Origin of the sequence: Snodgrassella sp. B3088, assembly GCF_026535815.1 — a bacterium.
Classification (GTDB): domain Bacteria; phylum Pseudomonadota; class Gammaproteobacteria; order Burkholderiales; family Neisseriaceae; genus Snodgrassella; species Snodgrassella alvi_E.
Genome location: NZ_JAFNPG010000002.1, coordinates 37,885 through 56,104, shown reverse-complemented (window position 1 = coordinate 56,104; position 18,220 = coordinate 37,885). Strand labels below are relative to the sequence as shown.

The following is an 18,220-nucleotide window of genomic DNA, read 5'->3' as shown; positions in this document are numbered from 1 at the left end:
AACTTTGATTAATTAATATATGTATAATGTTAATTAATTTACAGCACAAAACAACCACAGCAACAGAATTTTTAAATCTGTGGATTATTGTGTAAGAAAAAGTATTTTACTGCACATTTATCAACTGCAATACACCAGTAAAAATATCAATAAACCGATAAATGTCTGAATTGTGTCTTCGGCACTAAATTTATTACGCACACTATTAAAATAAGGAAATTTCAATGCAACTTTATCTTTACGACCATTGCCCTTTTTGCGTCCGTGCGCGGATGATATTTGGAAAAAAAATAGTACCAGTTGAAAATATTTTTCTGCTAAATGATGATGAAAACACACCCATAAAACTCATTGGCAAAAAAATGGTACCCATACTAGTCAAAGATGATGGCAGCGCCATGGGTGAAAGTCTGGATATTGTGCAATACATCGACAATCTTTCAGACAGTACACATTTAAGCCCTACTGTCCGACCAGAAATTCAGGGCTGGATCAAAATCGTTGATACTTACCGAAACTTCCTCACCGCGCCACGTTGTACACAGATTAATCTGCCTGAATTTGCCACCCAAAGTGCCATTGATTATTTCGTCAACAAAAAAACTGCCATCTACGGCGATTTTCAACAGCATCTACTAAACAGCCAAACCTACATCGAACGTCTGAACGCCGACTTAATTGCCTTATCACCACTCATTCACAGCGACCGTGGTGCGAATGGAACTTTTGGCATGGAAGACATCCTGTTGTTCCCGATTCTGCGCAATCTTACTATGGTTAAAGGTATTGAATGGACTGCACCTGTATTAGACTACATGCATAGCATGAGCCGCATTACTCGTATTCCGTTGTTTGATGACCGCGCCATCTGAAACAACCTCTCCCAAAAGTGCAGCCGCTAAATACAGCGGCTGCTTTTTTATTTAAATAATATTTAAAATTATAAACTTATAATGAATTTTATTAACATTATTGTATTGTGTATTTCACAATACTACAATAGATTAAATATTGATAAAGAATTAACATACCTTTAATTTGAATATTTTGAATATAAATTACAGGCATGATATTTAAATGAATATTCAGCCTACTCTATATTTATTCAAAGCATTAATAAGTAATCAACTTTAGAGGAAATACATCATGTCTAAAACCAAAACCGTTTCAGAAATACTTGTTGATGTACTCACCGCAGCAGGAGTAAGCAACTGTTATGGCATCATCGGCGATACTTTGAATTTTGTCGGCAAAGCCATCCAAAAAAGCAGTATAAACTGGGTACATACCCGTCACGAAGAAGCTGCAGCCTTTGCCGCTGGTGCGGAAGCCATGATTACCAACAAGCTTACAGCTTGTGCCGGTTCCTGTGGACCAGGCAGCCTGCATTTGATTAATGGCCTATATGAATCAAATCGAAACAATGCACCTGTGATTGTCATTGCTAGCCAATTAGCCGCTACTTCAATGGGAACTGGCTTTCCGCAAGAAGTTGATTTTCTTAAAGTCTATCAGGATACCAGTGTATTTTGTCAGATGGTAAATCAGCCACAGGAAGCACAACGCATATTTACGCAAGCAGCTCAGGCTGCCATCAATAAACGTGGTGTAGCCGTGGTCATCCTGCCTAGTGACATCAGCAAGATGGAAATAGCCGAACAACCCATACAGATTTGGCAGCCACAGCCGGTAACCAGACCAAATGATCAAGAAATCGAAAAACTAGCTGAAGCCATTAATCAGGGTAAAAAAATCACCATCTACGCCGGCTATGGTAGTAAAGATGCTCATGACGAAGTGATTGCTCTGGCAGAAAAACTAAAAGCGCCGGTGGTACACACTTCACGAGCTAAAGACAGCATTGCCTGGGATAACCCTTATCAAGTAGGCATGACGGGTATGTTCGGCACCAAAGCCGGCTATGAAGCAATCAAGGAATGCGATACGCTTTTATTATTAGGCTGTGGCTTTGCATGGTCTGAATATTATCCTGACCACACCAGCATCATTCAAATTGACCATGATGCGACTCAGCTGGGGTTACGTCATCCAATCAATCTAGGACTAGTTGGAGATGTAAAAACCACTTTGCAAACTGTGCTCCCAAAAATTCAAGCAAGAAGCGACAGCAGCTTTCTGGATCACTACACTGCACTATTTGCCAAAATCATGGAGAAATTTCAATCATTTGCCACCCCGGATGATAAACACCCAATACATCCACAGCAATTAGTTGAATTAATTGATAAATATGCAGATGATGATGCTCTGATTACGGCAGATGTCGGTACACCGATGCTCTGGGGTGCCCGCTATCTAAACATGAACGGTAAACGGCGCTTTCTCACCAGCCTGAAACACGGCACTATGGCTAACAGCATGCCTCAGGCTTATGGCTTTCAAAAAGCATTTCCAGGCCGGCAGGTGATTTCTTTATCAGGTGATGGCGGACTAGCCATGCTGATGGGTGACTTACTTACTGCCAAACAAGAAAATCTGCCCATTAAAATTGTCGTTTTTAACAACAGCTCCCTTAACTTTGTTGAGCAGGAACAAAAAGGTGAAGGACTGGTTGAAGTGTATGTAGACCTGAAAAACGGCGATTTCAAGACTATAGCCGAAGGTTGTGGCTTCAGCGCTCAAAGTGTAAGCAAATCTTCCGAACTGGAAACATCCGTTCAAAGTTTTCTGGCACACAAAGGACCAGCTTTGCTGGACGTGGTTATCAGCGACAAAGAACTGATTATGCCTCCTTCAATCAGCTATGAGAATGTTAAAAACATGGTTTGGTATGGTTCTAAAGCCATTCTTGAAGGCAAAGGTAAAGATGTTATCGACATGATAAAAAATAATATTTAAACCAAAACGAACAAACTTACTGCTCAGCATCCAATTGAGCAGTAAGTTTTATTATATCGGTCAGATTTTGGTAAACCATATAAAATATCTATCTTAACGAAACTGCATCTAAATCAGCCTAAGTTTAGAGTTTGGAATTTTCCCAAATATCACATTTACTAAATACAAAAATAATCAGAAAAAAATAATAACCAGCTAATATCCCAAAAAATATCACTAAATAAACTTAAAATAGCGCAAGGTATCTGACACACCTTGGCTCAGAATCATCAGCTACCTTATAGCCTAGACTCATTCTCAATCGAGCTTTGCCCTAAATTGGTTTTGAGAATTCTGTTTTGAAAATCATTGCGGTTTACAGAATTCACACAGTCTAACAACACTTTATAATTAAAACGTTAACTTATTATGTTCAATAATAGCTTCTTTTTAACAATCCCTTTCAAACAGCAAACATCAAATAATCAATCATCAGTTAATTAACTACGCATAAAAAAAGATATTTCGTTTTTAACAACACTTTATTAAAAATTTATAATTATTAAAATCAAATAGTTAAATATTAACAATAATTAATTCTTTTCAATCAAAATGATTTAACGTATTGTTATTTCATAGCTTTTAATCAAATTGATTAAAAGCTATCTGTCTGCGGGAATTTTGTACGGACTGTTTCACAGACCACACAGAAAAACTTCAGGCTAGAAATTAATATGATCATTCACAGCTGTAATAAGCTACCCAGCGATTGAGTTAAACTCAATAGTTGGGTAGTTTTCGTTTAAAAATCGATTTTAATCCGCATCAACGGAGATATATAAACGGATATACCCGTTTATTCCTATTTATTTAGCTGGCGGACAGCTTTTTTCATCTTACGATACCAAATACGCTGCTGTCGCTTGTCTGGCAATCCACCTGCACCATATTGCCAATCAATATATTGCATCAGCAAAGCTGCCAAATCTGCATTAAGGAGATTATGTTCGGCCAGAAGAGCTTGCAGCTCCAGCGGTCCCATTGCCGCTAATTCATCTTCTTCACCTTCTATTACGGATTGCTTCAGCAAATTAATGCCGTCAATAAGCGGCTGTGACTGCACATCTCCCTGCCGCCGCAACCAAAAAACTAACGGCAATGCCATAATGATGATGACAATAACAATCATCACAACCAGTACCGATACAGGTAAATTTTTCAAATTTAGCCACGTTAGAATTGATTTCTGGCTTCCTGTATCATAATTGACAACCCATTGCTGCCAGTAAAACTGGCCATTATCCAAATATTTCTGCAATAAAGGATAAGAAGATGTCAAACTGGCACGCTGAGCTTCGGGAAGGGCATCTTCAACTCCCTTTTCTACCCTTGAGGCAGCAGCAGCGGTAGTCGGATCCACACGTTGCCATCTGCCTTTTTCTGCAATCCAGATTTCAACCCATGCATGTGCATCCTTGCTTCGAATCTGCCAAAATTTCCCTTCAGGATGATATTCACCCCCCTGATATCCGACTACCACTCGTGCTGGGACACCCACTGCTCTTGCCAGCCACACAGTAGCATCTGCATAATGCTCACAAAACCCCTCCCTACTTTGAAATAAGAAAAAATCTGTACGATTTATAGGTTCATCACTGGTTTGAGGAGTGAGTGTGTATTGAAAGTGATTATTACGAAAATAATCCATTATATGACGAATAAATTCTTCACTACTACCAGATTGTCTGGCCAGCTGCTGTGCCAATTGACGAGTTTGCGGATTTAATCCATCCGGCAGCTGAGTGTAATAATTCAGTAAAGCCTCATCCATCTGCTGATATAAATATGGCGTCAACTGAGAATACAAATGAATACGACGTAAACCTTCTCTGCTACGATTTACCCGCACCACATTGCCAACGCGTCGGTTTAAATCTGGCTGACCGTCAGCCAAGGGTTGATCTAACGCTGGAATACGGCCATGGTCATCCTGAATAATCAGCTGGTAACCCAAAAGCCGATTATTGCTTTGCCGAGCCAAATTATCCTTAGACGGCAATTGCAATGAGTCTTCATCTGTGTATTGTTCTTTTACTGCCCGCCATTCACCATCATAATTTCTACCCATTACCAATACACGCCAGTAAAGATCGGCTTGTCTGGGTTTAACATCATTATCAAAGGTAGCATTGAAAATCAACGCATTGTCTAGGACTAAATTACTGACACTACCCGCAACCAGCGTATCGGATATACCTGTTGTAGCAGCTGATTGCTGCGGCTGGGGTATTCCCCATAAGGGCTTATCCTTACGTGGGACAACTAGAAACAGAATCACCGCCAATGGAAAAGACAGTAACAGAATCAATGCACCCTGACGAATAGCGGCTGATGGCTGAGTAGCAGCGAGTAAACCTAGAGCCGAAATAAGGCAGAATAAAGCCACAATCAGCCAGGGCGCCATCAGTATGCTCTGATTAAACAGTAGGCCGCCACCCATTAAAATCAATTGAGCCAGAAGCAGAATTTGCCAGTCACGCAAGGTTTCTCCCTCGAAGGCTTTCAGCATAATCATCAGCATCAGCAAGGAAACACTAGCATCACGTCCAATGATGGTACCCAGTCGAAAATATATCCATACCGTCGAACCCAGCAATAATATTACCAATGCCCATAATGGCAGCTTTTTGATTTTAGTAAAAAGTAAACCCACTCGTATCAGCCAGAGCAAGGCAAATGCTGCACCAACACTCATAGGTAAATCAAACAGCAATGGTAAAGCTATCCAAGCCAGCATCAGCAACAGAATTAACTGCGTACGCTTAGGGGGAGATTTACGCAAAAATACCGGATCAGCTAGCCACATTACCATCTACCCAGAGCATTCAGACATTGTGTTCGTTGTGCAGTCGCTGCTTCATAGCGCTGACGCGGTAATTCGAGAATATACTTTTCACCACGGGCATCTGCGGCCAATACTCTGAAGCACATTTTACTGGCCATCTGTTCTACACTGGTGCCCTGCGGATAATCGCGATAGGAAATCAGCAATGGATCTGCCAGCGGAGCACCTTGGTCAAAATACTTATCCAATAAATCACCACTTTTAGCATAATGCTTCCATGCAATCTGCCGTGCTGAAATAGCATTTTGGTGTGGAAGTAGATAAGCCGGATCTTGTCCACTCTGGCTGATTTGGCTGTTTTGCTCACCACTAATGCTTTTTACTGACGAAATAGTATGTTCGATCGGTTGTGGAAAAATAACAATTTCATCTGTAAATTCCCACTGTGTTTTAATCATTACCAGACCAAACGGAGCCATACTGGCACCTGCTAACATTAGTGTTGGCAAAATGCCGCGCCGTTGTGGTGGTAAAGTCCAGACAAAATCAGTATTCTCAGGTGTAATTTTCCACAGCTGCCAGTCCTCTGGAGTACCGCTAATTTCCTGTGCCGTCTGTAACCATAACCAACGTGTTCGTTTACTATTGTCACAGGCACGTAAAGTCAGTACACAATCTTTACCGGCAAAATATTCTGATTGCGGCACAACAGCCAAAATCAGACCACTTAGCTGCCGGAAACTGGCCAGCGCCCCAAACACCAATATACCCAGCAGCCAAAATACCAGCGCATAAGCTATATTGATCTGATAATTCACCGCCATAATCCACAGCAGAATACAGGCAATAGCCAATCCCCATCCCATGCGTGTCAGATTAAAACGTATATTTCGAGCACGCAAAGCCGTATGCCCGTCTATCAACGTGGGTATAGACACCTCAGACCACGGCAACATGGTCCAGCATCCCATTAAGCAGCGTACTGCTTCTGGATTGACTCTGCACTGGTTGCAGGCGATGTGCGCCCACAGACACCCAAACCGCTTTTACATCTTCCGGTACCACATGCGCTCGCCCATGTATCCAAGCATAGGCCTTGGCTGCCTGTACCACTGCCAGACCTGCACGTGGACTCAGACCAAGAGCAAACATGCCCGGAGTCCGTGTAGCTGCCACCAGTCGATACACATAATCAGCAGCGGCAACAGATAAATTAACTTTAGCTACTTCTGCCTGCCACTGCTGCAATGTTTCCCCATTACAAACGGCTTTTAGGCGTGGTACAAACTGGCGGCGTCCGCCAGAAACATAAAGCTGCTTCTCTTCTTTTTCAGCAGGATAGCCGATACTCAGACACATCATAAAACGATCAAGCTGCGATTCAGGCAAAGGATAGGTACCGAGCTGTTCGGTCGGATTCTGTGTAGCCACTACCAGAAAGGGCTTAGGCAGTGTATAAGTTTTCCCATCTACAGAAGCCTGCCCTTCTTCCATCGCCTCTAATAAAGCGGATTGCAGCTTGGGTGAAGCACGGTTGATTTCATCGGCCAGTAAAAAGGAATTGAAGACCGGTCCCGGATGAAACACAAATTCGCCACTTTTAGGCTGGAATATACTCACACCAAGCAAATCAGCCGGCAGCATATCGTTGGTGAACTGAACACGCTGGTATTTCAATCCCAGTACTGCAGCCAGTGCATGAGCGAGCGTGGTTTTGCCGACTCCTGGGACATCTTCTAGCAGAATATGCCCGCGAGCTAAAACACAGGTCACAATCTGAATCAGTAATTGTTGTTTACCCAGAATCAGGGCATTAAGCTGTTTGAAAATTGGTTCTAGTTTTGGATTCATGTATTAAAATAGTAGATAAAGGGTATTTGGCAGCAATACTGATAATAGTTACAATGCATTTCTCAAAGATAATAAACACAACAAAAGTTGTTTATTATGTTTTCATGCAAAAAGCATTGATAAAAGTACAGACTGAAAACACAAACTGTATGATTAATAACTAAGTTTAACATTATGTATGCTAAATAGTAAATTAATCAATGCGAATATATTCCACAGCCAGTATCTCAATATTTTCCACCCCATCCGGACCATGCAGGCGTACTTCATCACCTTCATGTGCTTTAAGCAATGTACGTGCCAGCGGCGATACCCATGAAATCTTATTACGACTAGTATCAATCTCGTCGGTACCTACGATGCGTACCGTTTGTTCTATTCCATTGCCGCGTAGAATGGTTACCGTTGCACTGAAAAATACCTGATCACTTGCCTCACGTGTTTCTGGGTCAATCACCTGAGCAGCCTCAAGCCGTTTAGTCAAAAACCGAATACGCCGGTCAATTTCTCGCAACCGGCGTTTACCATACAGATAATCACCATTTTCACTGCGGTCTCCATTACCGGCTGCCCAGTTAACCACGTTCACGATTTCCGGCCGTTCCTTGTGTACCAGTTGATAAAGTTCGTCCTGTAAAGCCTGATGACCGGCTGGTGTAATGTAATTGGGCGCAGGTTGCGTCTGCACATCAGACATAATCTGTCTCCATATTTAACACAAAAAGGCTGTCTGAAAAATACAGACAGCCTGCTTCATTTTCAGCTAAGTCAGTGGTTATTTACGCTGCGCATCCACTGCTGCCAAAGCAACCATATTTACAATACGGCGTACAGAAGCCATAGGCGTAACAATATGCACGGATTCATTCATGCCCATCAGAATCGGGCCAATGGTTACACCATTAGAAGAAGTACGCAACAAATTGTAGCTGATGTTGGCTGCCTCAACATTAGGCATCACCAGCAAATTGGCTGCACCTTTAAGCTTGCAGTCCGGCATTAATTTCTGACGCAGTTTTTCATCCAGAGCCAGATCACCTTGCATTTCACCATCAACATTCAGTTCTGGATCTGCTTCTTTAATCAGAGCCAGAGCTTCCTGCATTTTGCTGCTGCTGGGCTGATCCAGTGAACCAAAGTTGGAATTAGACAACAGCGCTACTTTAGGTTCGATACCGAAACGTTTGATCTCATTCACACACATCAGTGTGTTTGCAGCAATTTGCTCGGCAGTAGGTTCAGGATTGACGTAAGTATCAGCAATGAACATATTGCCTGAAGTCATAATGAGTGCATTCATTGCACAAGCATTCTGCTCAGCATTGTTATAGCCAATTACTTCTTCCAGAATATTGAAATGATCATGGAAGCGGCCAACTGTACCACAAAGCAAGGCATCAGCACTGCCCATTCGTACCATCATGGCACCAATCAGTGTAGAGCTGCTAATCATTCGGCGACGTGCCATCTCTTCAGTAACACCGTGACGTTTGCGCAGCTCATAATAAGCCTGCCAATATTCACGGTAGCGCGGATCATCCTGATTATTGACGATTTCAAAATCCTTGCCTGACTGAATAGTCAGACCTAGCTTTTTCGCCCGTGCTTCAATAACGGCCGGACGGCCGATAAGAATTGGGTAAGCCAGTTTATGATTGACTATATGCTGCGTAGCATGCAAAACGCGCTCATCTTCACCTTCACACAATACCACACGTTTTACATCTTTCTTCGCCTGTGAGAATACCGGTTTCATAAACAGACTGGATTTGTAAACAAACTGACTCAGTTTTTCTACATAAGCATCCATATCTGCAATCGGACGGGTTGCCACACCTGAATCCATCGCTGCTTTGGCAACAGCCGGAGCAACAACCGCAATCAGGCGCGGGTCAAAGGGTTTCGGAATCAGATATTCACGACCAAAAGACAGCTCGGCATTACCATATGCTGCAGAAACTTCGTCACTCAGCTCGGCTTTTGCCAGCTCAGCAATAGCGTGTACACAGGCTAATTTCATCTGTTCATTAATAGTGGTAGCACCGACATCCAGCGCGCCACGGAAAATGAACGGGAAGCACAATACATTGTTTACTTGATTCGGGAAATCAGAACGTCCTGTACCAATTACAGCATCCGGCCGCGCTGCTTTGGCTTCCGGCGGCCATATTTCTGGTGTCGGATTGGCCATAGCCAAAATAATCGGGTCTTTAGCCATGGTTTTGAGCATGTCTACGCTCAGAACATTCGGGCCGGACAAGCCAAGGAAAATATCCTTGCCATGTACGGCATCAGCCAGCTTGCGCTGACCATTATCAGGAATGGCAAATAGTTTTTTCGATTCCACCATGTTTTCTTCGCGATTCTGGTAAATTACACCTTTAGAATCACACACAGTGATGTTTTCGCGTTTCATGCCCAGCGCTACCAAGAGCTCCAGACAAGCAATAGCCGCAGCACCCGCACCAGAGCAGACTAGCTTAACCTGACTGATATCTTTACCTACTACTTCCAAACCATTTTTAATCGCAGCTGCGGTAATGATAGCAGTACCATGCTGATCGTCATGGAATACCGGAATATTGCAACGTTCACGCAGTTTTTTCTCAATATAGAAACATTCCGGTGCTTTGATATCTTCCAGATTGATACCACCGAAAGTGGGCTCTAGAGAAGCAATAATATCAACTAATTTATCTGGGTCAGTTTCGTTTACTTCAATATCGAATACATCAATACCACCAAATTTTTTGAACAGTACCCCTTTGCCTTCCATTACCGGTTTGCCGGCTAATGCACCAATATTGCCCAACCCTAGCACGGCTGTACCATTGGAAATTACAGCCACCAGATTACCGCGAGCAGTATAACGATATGCATTCAAGGGATCACGGTGAATTTCCATACATGGTGCAGCCACACCCGGTGAATAAGCCAGTGACAAATCATATTGAGTAGCCAGCGGCTTGGTTGGCGTAATCTGAATTTTACCGGGACGGGGTTCTTCGTGAAAATGTAATGCTGCTTCTTTGATTAATTCATCCATATCTGTTCTCAGTCTTAGGTTTTTCAACACCAATAAGCTGTTCTTGAAAGAGCACGCTAAAAGTCACTTCTATCAGAGCAATTTATAAATCATAGGCATTGATAAAAGTAGTTCACATTATAGCGTTATTTAACAAAATCATGCACCGTTTTATTATCAGTATAATCAACTGCCATGTGGGATAAATAACAGATTCGGCTCTTGCAAACGTTAATAAAACAAATAGCTGACCAAATTTAGCCAAATTTGAAATTACATTTTTATTTCAAATGCTTATCTAAAATTAACCTAAATCATTTATTTTTATTCATTTATATACTAGCTAAAAACTAAATTTTAACTTTTGCAATTAAGGAAATGATTAGCGCTCACCTTTTACACTGTAACCATAATTGCTTTTCAGTTTTTTGTCATGCAACTTGTAATAAATATTTTCTAATTTGAGTATGAGGGTGTTTATAAACAAATTAAATTTGGAAAGAGGCATAATTCACAATTTAATTGTGAATAAATATAATGGATTTTTTTAAGATCATCTGTTGCAAATAAAAATTAAGAGATTTTTTATTGTATATCTTTTGGTAAGTTAATAGTTTTTATCCTGCTTCATTTCTAATTCAATCATTGTTCCAAGAATCAGTTATTTTCGTTGAATAAGAACAAACGCTTGAAAGCAATTTCTGTTAATTTATTAATATCATTTTTATCTTGTACAATATGCATTTTTCGATGGCAATTGGGGCATAAGGCGACCAGATTGTCTAAAGTATCTGGGCCATTTTGTGATAGCCATACGACATGATGGCATTCTAAATACGGTTGTTGTTCTTGATTGACAAAGGGCGCAAATTGTCCACATAAATCACAATAACCACGCGCTTGGCGTTTTACATATTCCACTAATTCCATACTACGTCGATAGCGCGGTGTTTTTACGGTTATTTTACTGGTTTGTTTAGTTTCTTGATTTTGGCGTTGAATTTTAGCTATGAGCTTTTTATCTGAAAATCTGGATAATGCGGTTAATCTATCTTGCTCAAAATGATTCACCATTTCTACCGGTAATCCACCTTGTTTCAAGCGTAGTGGAAAAATATATACTTGTCGCCATTGGTTTTTAGCATCTAACTGTTGAGTACAATAAGGCTCTCCCGCTTTAAGCATTTCGCCAATATAAGTATATTGATATTCTGCTAACACTTCGAAATAATGTACTTGTACGCCATTATTATCTATATTTGCTAATGTTTTATTTTGAGCAAAATCTAAAGATTGATCACCAATCTGGCCCATTCCGGTGTAATGTAAAATGTCATTTTTCCACACATCTTTATAGACCGACTCAAGATGATTGGTTATCAGAACTAATGTGTTAGTTCGATTTGATTTACGCATGCCCCCTTGTGGTGAACATTGAAATACATCACATAATTGCTCGTTATTTAAAATTGTTCCTTGGGTTAACGTAATCATGGGTTTAGATGGAAGCAAAAACTGATGTTTAACACTTTAAAACAAATTATTTAAAATGCCAACACAATGGTTTAGGTGCAAGCTATATCAATCGACAAATAATTTTTTTAGGATTATGTGTCTATATTTGCTTGTATAAGCTAAATAAAATTTTTATCAATTTATTCTATTAACTGGCATAATTTTTATAATTTTTCTAAAAATATATTGACATATCAACAAGTAAAGGCGGTATTATTTTACAGCTTTTTGTTTAGCAGTCAGTCTTAGCGGACTGGATTTAATGTAGCCAACCGCATAATTTTAATATTTGTGCGGTATTTGCTTATTCCCAAATGCTATTCATAAGCCATATCATTGCCGTCACGCTTTTACTCAACGCTCAAGTCGTTGCTATTATCTGTAATCCCGATTTACCTGTAGCTGAACAGGCGCGCCAACTTAGTGCGCAGGGTTTGACTTTGTTACTTGAGTATTATGAATCTGAAGATTATATCTTTCAGGAAATAACGCAAACTTTGGGCAAACTGATGATTGAACGTGAAAATCTGGGTATTATTGCTGGTGTAGCCATGGATGAAATGTTGAATTTTGCCGGTAATCTGAATGCTTTGATTAGCGGATTAAGGTGTTATCTGGCGGAAATCAGTAAATATGCTGAAATCATCAGCCAGTATCATGCTTATAAGCTCATTCAAGAATAATTTCATTTGAAAAAGCCAGCGGATTTATTGAGCAAATTCACTGGCGTTTGCGCCTATGTTTGATTGTTTTATAGGGTCAGTTCCATCTGGATGTTGACTCTGTTGAATGTACTATGAAGGTTGGTAATTTCTTTAAATCCGGCTTGCTGATAAAGATGGATGGCTGGTTTCAGGCTAGTATGGCTTTCTACATAAAGTTTTTTTGCGCCCTCTTCTCTGGCTTTGGCAATGATTGCCTCTATCAAATGTCTGCCAATATGTTTGCCCTGTGCCTCTGGGGCCACTGCTAATTTGGCTAGCTCATAATCATATGGGTCACCATGCAGCTTTATCAGGGCACATACGCCTACTGGTTTCCCGTTTTCCAGTGCCACCAGTATGTGGCCGCCTTTGTCGAGGATGGCTTGTCTAGGATTATCCAGTAGCTGATAATCACTGTCTTCCATTTCGAAATATTTAGCTATCCACGCTGCATTCAAATCACGAAAAGCAGAATGATAGCGGTCACTGTAATCAACAATTTGCATATTTTCTGCGACATTCATGATGCATCCTTTTACATGAAGTTGAGTATCGGCCAGCCATGGCGGTGGGCATACTTTGCTAGTTTTTCATCAGGATTGACGGCTACTGGGTCAGTTACTAGTTGCAGGAGCGGTAAATCGTTATGTGAATCGCTGTAAAAATAAACTTTGGTAAAATCGCTCAGTTGTTGCCCTCGTTGTGCCAACCATTGTTGCAGACGGATAACTTTGCCTTCTTTAAAGCTGGGTGTGCCTACGTAGCGTCCGGTATAGTTACCTGCTGCATCTGTTTCTAACTGTACGCCGATAATATTCTGAATACCAAATGTTTTTGCAATTGGGGCGATAATAAACTCATTGGTAGCCGATAATAGCAACATTTCATCTCCAGCATCACGATGCCCCTGTACCAGCATTTTTGCCATAGTGGAAATATGCGGTACGATAAAGTCATGCATGTATTCGCTATGCATGCTGTCCAGTTCGGCACGGGTAAATCTTGCCAGCGGTGCAAGCTGGAATTGCAGGAATTCATCTATATCAAGACAGCCATTTAGGTAATCCTGATAGAATTTATTGTTTTTCATGTCAACAAACGCTTTGTCGACCAGTCCTTTCTGCATCAGGTACTTCGGCCATTCGTTATCCGAATCACAATTAATCAGAGTATGGTCAAGGTCAAAAATAGCCAGATTCATGCATGTTCCTGTTGTTTAAGTAGCTGCCGCAGTAAGGTAAGAGTGATGCGCCGCCCCTGCGCAAGTGAATAATCATTTAAGGTATTGAGCATTAGCAATAGACTGTCCAAATCACGGCGCCAGTGAGCCAGCAGGTAACGGATAACTTCAGCATCCACCGGTATTTGCCGTGCCCGTGCCATGCCTACCAATGCGTTAAATTTCTCTTCGTCGCTTAATGGTTTGATTTCATATACCAAACAAAAAGCCATACGGGTACGTAAATCTTCGCGAATCATAAGCTGCTGGGGGGGGATGGCTGAGCTTAAAAGCAGATTGCCCTGACGGGTATTGCGAAAGTGGTTGAATAAAGAAAAAAGCTGCTGCTGCTCGGCAGGGCTGAGTAATTCAATCTGATCCACAGCAACGCAATCGAGGTCAAACAGCCAATAACCAAGGCCTTCGCTCGCAGCGTCAACATATTCGGCTTTCAGACCGCGCGATTGCGCCTGCGCTACCCATGCTTTTAGTAAATGGCTTTTACCGCTACCGGCTTCGCCCCAAACAAAGATAAACGGGTCTGCCTGCTGCTGTAAAACATAAATCAGTTCGGCGTTGGTATGGCCGAGAAATTTGTCAAATCCGGGATAGCTGCGATCATCAAAGTCAAATATCAGTTGGTTCACTACGTTAGACCAGTTTGAAAAGGTAGTGCGGCCTTTGATTGTACGCTGTCTGCTTTGTTTCTTTCAAGCAGCACATTGGAGTAATGCTACTGAGGAATAAGGATTTTACGTTTGCACTTGTCCATGGCAAAAAGATGAAATTATTCTTTTGGCTTTACTCCAAATACTTGTGTCCAAAGCTGCTTTACAACCTGATAATTGGAGAGCAAAGTTGCGTCTATGTTGGTGTTGACAGCGTCGCGCAAACGAGTGTTGTGCTGTTGCTGGCGATAATACCGATAAGCCATGCGACTGCCTTCGGCCATACAGCTGTCTACTAGCCCCAATTCGGCAGCGATGCTAAGCAAAGCAATATTACCGTAATTGTTTAGTAATTGCGGATACTGATGCGCATGTGCCAGTATCAGATACTGCACGATAAATTCCACATCCACTACTCCGCCGCGGGCATATTTTACATTTGTGTCTACGGGTGGATGTGTAGGAAACATTTTTTCGCGCATGGCGATGATTTCGTTGCTTAAAGAGACGGTATCACGTTTGCGGCATAATATTTCGCTACGTACCCCATCAAAACGTATGCCCACGTTGCTGTCGCCACCAATGAAGCGGGCTCGGGTTAGGGCCTGATGCTCCCAAGTCCATGCACTTTCACGTTCATAGCGTTCGAATGCCTGTATATGGGTAACAGTAAAACCTGAATCGCCATTCGGGCGCAGCCGTAAATCAATATCGTAAAGGGTACCTGCACCGGTTGGGACTGTTAGCCAGCTGGTGAGACGGCGGGCCAGACGTGTATATGTATCAATAGCATCGGGATGGTTATCATCAAATACATAAACCAAATCCAAATCTGAGGTATAACCTAATTCTTTACCCCCCAGTTTGCCATAACCAATCACAGCAAAATGCGGGGTTTCAGTGTGACGTCGTGGTAATTGCGCCCATACTCTATTCAGTGCATTTTGTATAATTAAGTCTGCCAGTGCAGAAAGCTGATCTGACAACCCTTCTACTGTCCACAAACCGGCCAAATCCTGTACCGCCAGACGAAAAGTCCATGCATGCTGAAACCGGCGCAGAACATCCATTTGCGCCTCGACATCATCATGGCAATCATCCAACAAATTTGTCAGCTCCTGCGCATGTACTGTCCAATCAGTATCCTTGCGCATTAGTTCATTGCTAAGCAGTTCGTCCAATAATACCGGATGCCGCTGTAAGTATGTAGCAACCCAGCTGCTTTGACTCATGAGTCCGGCCAGTTTATCTAAAGCTTCGGGATGTTCATGCATAAAGGCCAAATATGAACTGCGCCGAGCAATGGTTTCTACAAAATCAAGCAATCGGGTTAATGTAGTATCTGGTTGCGGATATCTGGCTGCTACGCTCAGTACAGACGGAATCATGTCATCAAAACGCTGTTGCGCAGATGACGATAGCTGCCGGTACTGACTACCGTGATGTAGTTGTTGCAGACGCTGAATTACATTTTGAGCATTAAAGCCATGTGCTGTTAGTAAAGAAGTTTTTTCTTCACTATCACTGTCAACCTGCCAAACGCGAACCATATCAGGATCTTGTGCTTTGGCCTTATCGTCCGGCTCAGTGAAAATGGCATTGAAAATCTGGTTAACAGCACAACGGTGCTGATTCAATGCAAAAAGGTAGTGCTCGTAATCGGCATAGCCCATACTTTTCGCTAGCATTTGTTGCTGCTCAGTGCCGGCCGGCAGCATCTGCGTTTGCTGATCATCCCAATATTGTAAGCGGTGTTCGGTATCTCTCAGAAAATGGTAAGCCTGTAGCAAGATATCAACATTTTCTGCTGACAGCATGCCTTGTTCCTGCAAAGCATGCAGGGTTTCCTGTGTGCCTTTTAGTTGCAGGCTGCGTATCTGACCGCCGCGTATCAACTGGAAAATCTGGGCAATAAATTCCACTTCACGAATGCCACCGGCACCCAGTTTGATATTGTCCGCCATGCCTTTGCGGGTCACTTCACGCTGAATTTGCTGATGCAGATTGCGCATGGCATCGTAAGCATTGAAATCCAGATATTTACGGTAAACAAACGGCCGTACAAGTGCAGCGATATGATTCGGATAGTCGGTTACTAATCGGGCCTTAGTCCATGCATAGCGCTCCCATTCGCGTCCTTGCTGTATCAGATATTGTTCCAGTGCGGTTTCATTTATTACCAATGCACCAGCATCACCATCTGGACGCAATCGCATATCTACGCGGAAAACCTGCCCGTCACCAGTAATATCATTCAGTAGCGATATGATTTTCTGGCCAACTTTGGTGAAAAATTCCTGATTGCTTTTCTGGCGTTTACCGTTGGTGTCACCAGCCTCCGGAAAAACAAAAATTAAATCTATATCAGAGGAAACATTCAGTTCATATCCACCCATCTTGCCCATGCCCACTATACTCAGCCGCTGAAATGTATTGCTGTGGGCGCCAATTGGTTCGCCATAAAGTCCAGCATAATAAGCATGTGCATACTGTTCAGCGATATTGATGGTGAAATCAGCTAGATGAGTTATGGTGGTGGTGACTTCCTGTAAATCACTTACCCGTGCCAGATCGCGCGCCATGATATGTGCAACTACATAGCGGCGCAGCAGGCGCAACTGGCGTTTCAACTCTGCCTCATTTTCACCAGCCTGCAATTGTGTCCAGTTGGCAAAACCGTGAAAATCTTCCAACTTCAGGCGTCTTTCCAGCCATGGAAAAAGTTTGTTCTGGTCGAGCAAATGGTTATCTAGCAGACGACTGAGAAACAATGAATATGGACGGGCTGTGGCGAGAATGTGTGCAGGTGTCATGTTGCTGTTGAATTGGTAACAGTTGTGTGTGAGCATGATACCGCCAGACCTAAATACTGTGAACTGACAACTTTCAGATAATTAACAATGGCTCATCCGTACAATACTGTTGGCATCACCCATTAAATACTAATAAAGGGAATATTCATACCATAATGAATATTCCCTTTTCTTTATACAGATTCAGTTACAATTGTATTGATGTAATGTATTAGTGATGATGGTGGTCGTGGGCACCATGTACATGGCCGTGTTCCAGCTCTTCTGCAGTAGCTGGGCGGATGTCTTTTACAGTTGCTTTAAAGCGAATGCGCTGGCCGGCTAAGGGATGATTACCATCCACTACGGCTTTACCATCAGCCACATCGGTGATACGGTATACCATCACTTCACCAGTTTCTGGATCGTCAGCTTCGAACATCATGCCCACTTCTACTTCTACCGGAAACACATCCAGTGGTTCGATGCGAATCAGATCTTCCTCCTGCTCGCCAAAAGCATCATCCGGAGACAATGTAACATCTACTACATCGCCAACTGCTTTATCGTGCAACTGTTCTTCCACCAACGGGAAAATACCATCATAACCACCATGCAGATAGCTGATAGGTTCTTCCGTTTTATCTATCAGCTGGTTATCTGCATCAAACATTTCATAATCCAGCGTCACTACAGAGTTTTTGGCGATTTTCATAATTTTTCCATAATCAATAAACTGCACGAGCAGCAAACAGGATGTAGT

General features: G+C 42.2%; 14 protein-coding genes. 3 read left to right on the top strand and 11 right to left on the bottom strand.

Annotated features, from left to right (window positions below; all coding sequences use genetic code 11):
- Nucleotides 1-224: 224 nt before the first annotated feature.
- Together grxB and J3U75_RS00695 are read left to right on the top strand one after the other, a co-directional pair.
- Complete coding sequence (gene grxB, locus J3U75_RS00700; RefSeq protein WP_100139904.1) at nucleotides 225-872, top strand: glutaredoxin 2; 648 nt, start codon at nucleotides 225-227, stop codon at nucleotides 870-872.
- A gap of 274 nt (nucleotides 873-1,146) precedes the next feature.
- Nucleotides 1,147-2,859, top strand: coding sequence for a thiamine pyrophosphate-dependent enzyme (locus tag J3U75_RS00695; RefSeq protein ID WP_267390051.1), 1,713 nt, complete (start codon nucleotides 1,147-1,149; stop codon nucleotides 2,857-2,859).
- Nucleotides 2,860-3,700: 841 nt separating this feature from the next.
- Here J3U75_RS00695 and J3U75_RS00690 read toward each other — a convergent pair.
- The 6 genes from J3U75_RS00690 to J3U75_RS00665 form a co-directional block, all read right to left on the bottom strand.
- Entirely contained in the window at nucleotides 3,701-5,704 is a 2,004-nt protein-coding gene (locus J3U75_RS00690; protein WP_267390050.1) for a DUF3488 and transglutaminase-like domain-containing protein, read from the bottom strand.
- A complete protein-coding gene (locus J3U75_RS00685; protein WP_267390049.1) occupies nucleotides 5,704-6,639 on the bottom strand; it encodes a hypothetical protein in 936 nt (311 codons plus the stop codon). The genes J3U75_RS00690 and J3U75_RS00685 overlap by 1 nt, the downstream gene beginning before the upstream one ends.
- On the bottom strand, nucleotides 6,623-7,534 hold the full coding sequence (locus J3U75_RS00680; protein WP_267390048.1) for an AAA family ATPase: 912 nt from the start codon (nucleotides 7,532-7,534) through the stop codon (nucleotides 6,623-6,625). Before J3U75_RS00680 ends, J3U75_RS00685 begins: the two co-directional genes overlap by 17 nt.
- 193 nt (nucleotides 7,535-7,727) lie before the next feature.
- Entirely contained in the window at nucleotides 7,728-8,231 is a 504-nt protein-coding gene (gene greB / locus J3U75_RS00675; RefSeq protein WP_100139899.1) for a transcription elongation factor GreB, read from the bottom strand.
- Nucleotides 8,232-8,309: 78 nt separating this feature from the next.
- Nucleotides 8,310-10,580 carry an NADP-dependent malic enzyme gene (locus tag J3U75_RS00670; protein ID WP_100156808.1) on the bottom strand — a complete coding sequence of 757 codons (2,271 nt, stop codon included), beginning with the start codon at nucleotides 10,578-10,580 and terminating at the stop codon, nucleotides 8,310-8,312.
- A gap of 636 nt (nucleotides 10,581-11,216) precedes the next feature.
- Complete coding sequence (locus J3U75_RS00665) at nucleotides 11,217-12,053, bottom strand: HNH endonuclease (protein ID WP_267390047.1); 837 nt, start codon at nucleotides 12,051-12,053, stop codon at nucleotides 11,217-11,219.
- Between the two features lie 335 nt (nucleotides 12,054-12,388).
- Between J3U75_RS00665 and J3U75_RS00660 the strand changes: the two genes are divergently transcribed.
- Nucleotides 12,389-12,757, top strand: coding sequence for a hypothetical protein (locus J3U75_RS00660; RefSeq protein ID WP_267390046.1), 369 nt, complete (start codon nucleotides 12,389-12,391; stop codon nucleotides 12,755-12,757).
- A gap of 68 nt (nucleotides 12,758-12,825) precedes the next feature.
- Here J3U75_RS00660 and J3U75_RS00655 read toward each other — a convergent pair whose 3' ends face one another.
- From J3U75_RS00655 to J3U75_RS00635, 5 genes are all read right to left on the bottom strand, one after another.
- Complete coding sequence (locus J3U75_RS00655; RefSeq protein WP_267390045.1) at nucleotides 12,826-13,302, bottom strand: GNAT family N-acetyltransferase; 477 nt, start codon at nucleotides 13,300-13,302, stop codon at nucleotides 12,826-12,828.
- 11 nt (nucleotides 13,303-13,313) lie between these two features.
- On the bottom strand, nucleotides 13,314-13,979 hold the full coding sequence (locus tag J3U75_RS00650) for an HAD family hydrolase (protein WP_267390044.1): 666 nt from the start codon (nucleotides 13,977-13,979) through the stop codon (nucleotides 13,314-13,316).
- Entirely contained in the window at nucleotides 13,976-14,644 is a 669-nt protein-coding gene (hda, locus tag J3U75_RS00645) for a DnaA regulatory inactivator Hda (RefSeq protein ID WP_100139895.1), read from the bottom strand. The genes J3U75_RS00650 and hda overlap by 4 nt, the downstream gene beginning before the upstream one ends.
- Nucleotides 14,645-14,784: 140 nt before the next feature.
- Nucleotides 14,785-17,514 (bottom strand): bifunctional [glutamate--ammonia ligase]-adenylyl-L-tyrosine phosphorylase/[glutamate--ammonia-ligase] adenylyltransferase, encoded by a 2,730-nt coding sequence (gene glnE / locus J3U75_RS00640; protein ID WP_416384686.1) that lies wholly within the window; start codon nucleotides 17,512-17,514, stop codon nucleotides 14,785-14,787.
- A gap of 175 nt (nucleotides 17,515-17,689) precedes the next feature.
- A complete protein-coding gene (locus J3U75_RS00635; RefSeq protein WP_100139894.1) occupies nucleotides 17,690-18,172 on the bottom strand; it encodes an FKBP-type peptidyl-prolyl cis-trans isomerase in 483 nt (160 codons plus the stop codon).
- Between the last annotated feature and the right edge of the window lie 48 nt (nucleotides 18,173-18,220).

What these genes read in the sequence shown, in the direction of transcription:
- grxB (WP_100139904.1), top strand. Translation starts at nt 225, where the DNA reads ATGCAACTTTATCTTTACGACCATTGCCCTTTTTGCGTCCGTGCGCGG.
- J3U75_RS00695 (WP_267390051.1), top strand. Translation starts at nt 1,147, where the DNA reads ATGTCTAAAACCAAAACCGTTTCAGAAATACTTGTTGATGTACTCACC.
- J3U75_RS00690 (WP_267390050.1), bottom strand. Translation starts at nt 5,704, where the DNA reads ATGTGGCTAGCTGATCCGGTATTTTTGCGTAAATCTCCCCCTAAGCGT.
- J3U75_RS00685 (WP_267390049.1), bottom strand. Translation starts at nt 6,639, where the DNA reads ATGTTGCCGTGGTCTGAGGTGTCTATACCCACGTTGATAGACGGGCAT.
- J3U75_RS00680 (WP_267390048.1), bottom strand. Translation starts at nt 7,534, where the DNA reads ATGAATCCAAAACTAGAACCAATTTTCAAACAGCTTAATGCCCTGATT.
- greB (WP_100139899.1), bottom strand. Translation starts at nt 8,231, where the DNA reads ATGTCTGATGTGCAGACGCAACCTGCGCCCAATTACATTACACCAGCC.
- J3U75_RS00670 (WP_100156808.1), bottom strand. Translation starts at nt 10,580, where the DNA reads ATGGATGAATTAATCAAAGAAGCAGCATTACATTTTCACGAAGAACCC.
- J3U75_RS00665 (WP_267390047.1), bottom strand. Translation starts at nt 12,053, where the DNA reads ATGATTACGTTAACCCAAGGAACAATTTTAAATAACGAGCAATTATGT.
- J3U75_RS00660 (WP_267390046.1), top strand. Translation starts at nt 12,389, where the DNA reads ATGCTATTCATAAGCCATATCATTGCCGTCACGCTTTTACTCAACGCT.
- J3U75_RS00655 (WP_267390045.1), bottom strand. Translation starts at nt 13,302, where the DNA reads ATGAATGTCGCAGAAAATATGCAAATTGTTGATTACAGTGACCGCTAT.
- J3U75_RS00650 (WP_267390044.1), bottom strand. Translation starts at nt 13,979, where the DNA reads ATGAATCTGGCTATTTTTGACCTTGACCATACTCTGATTAATTGTGAT.
- glnE (WP_416384686.1), bottom strand. Translation starts at nt 17,514, where the DNA reads ATGCTCACACACAACTGTTACCAATTCAACAGCAACATGACACCTGCA.
- J3U75_RS00635 (WP_100139894.1), bottom strand. Translation starts at nt 18,172, where the DNA reads ATGAAAATCGCCAAAAACTCTGTAGTGACGCTGGATTATGAAATGTTT.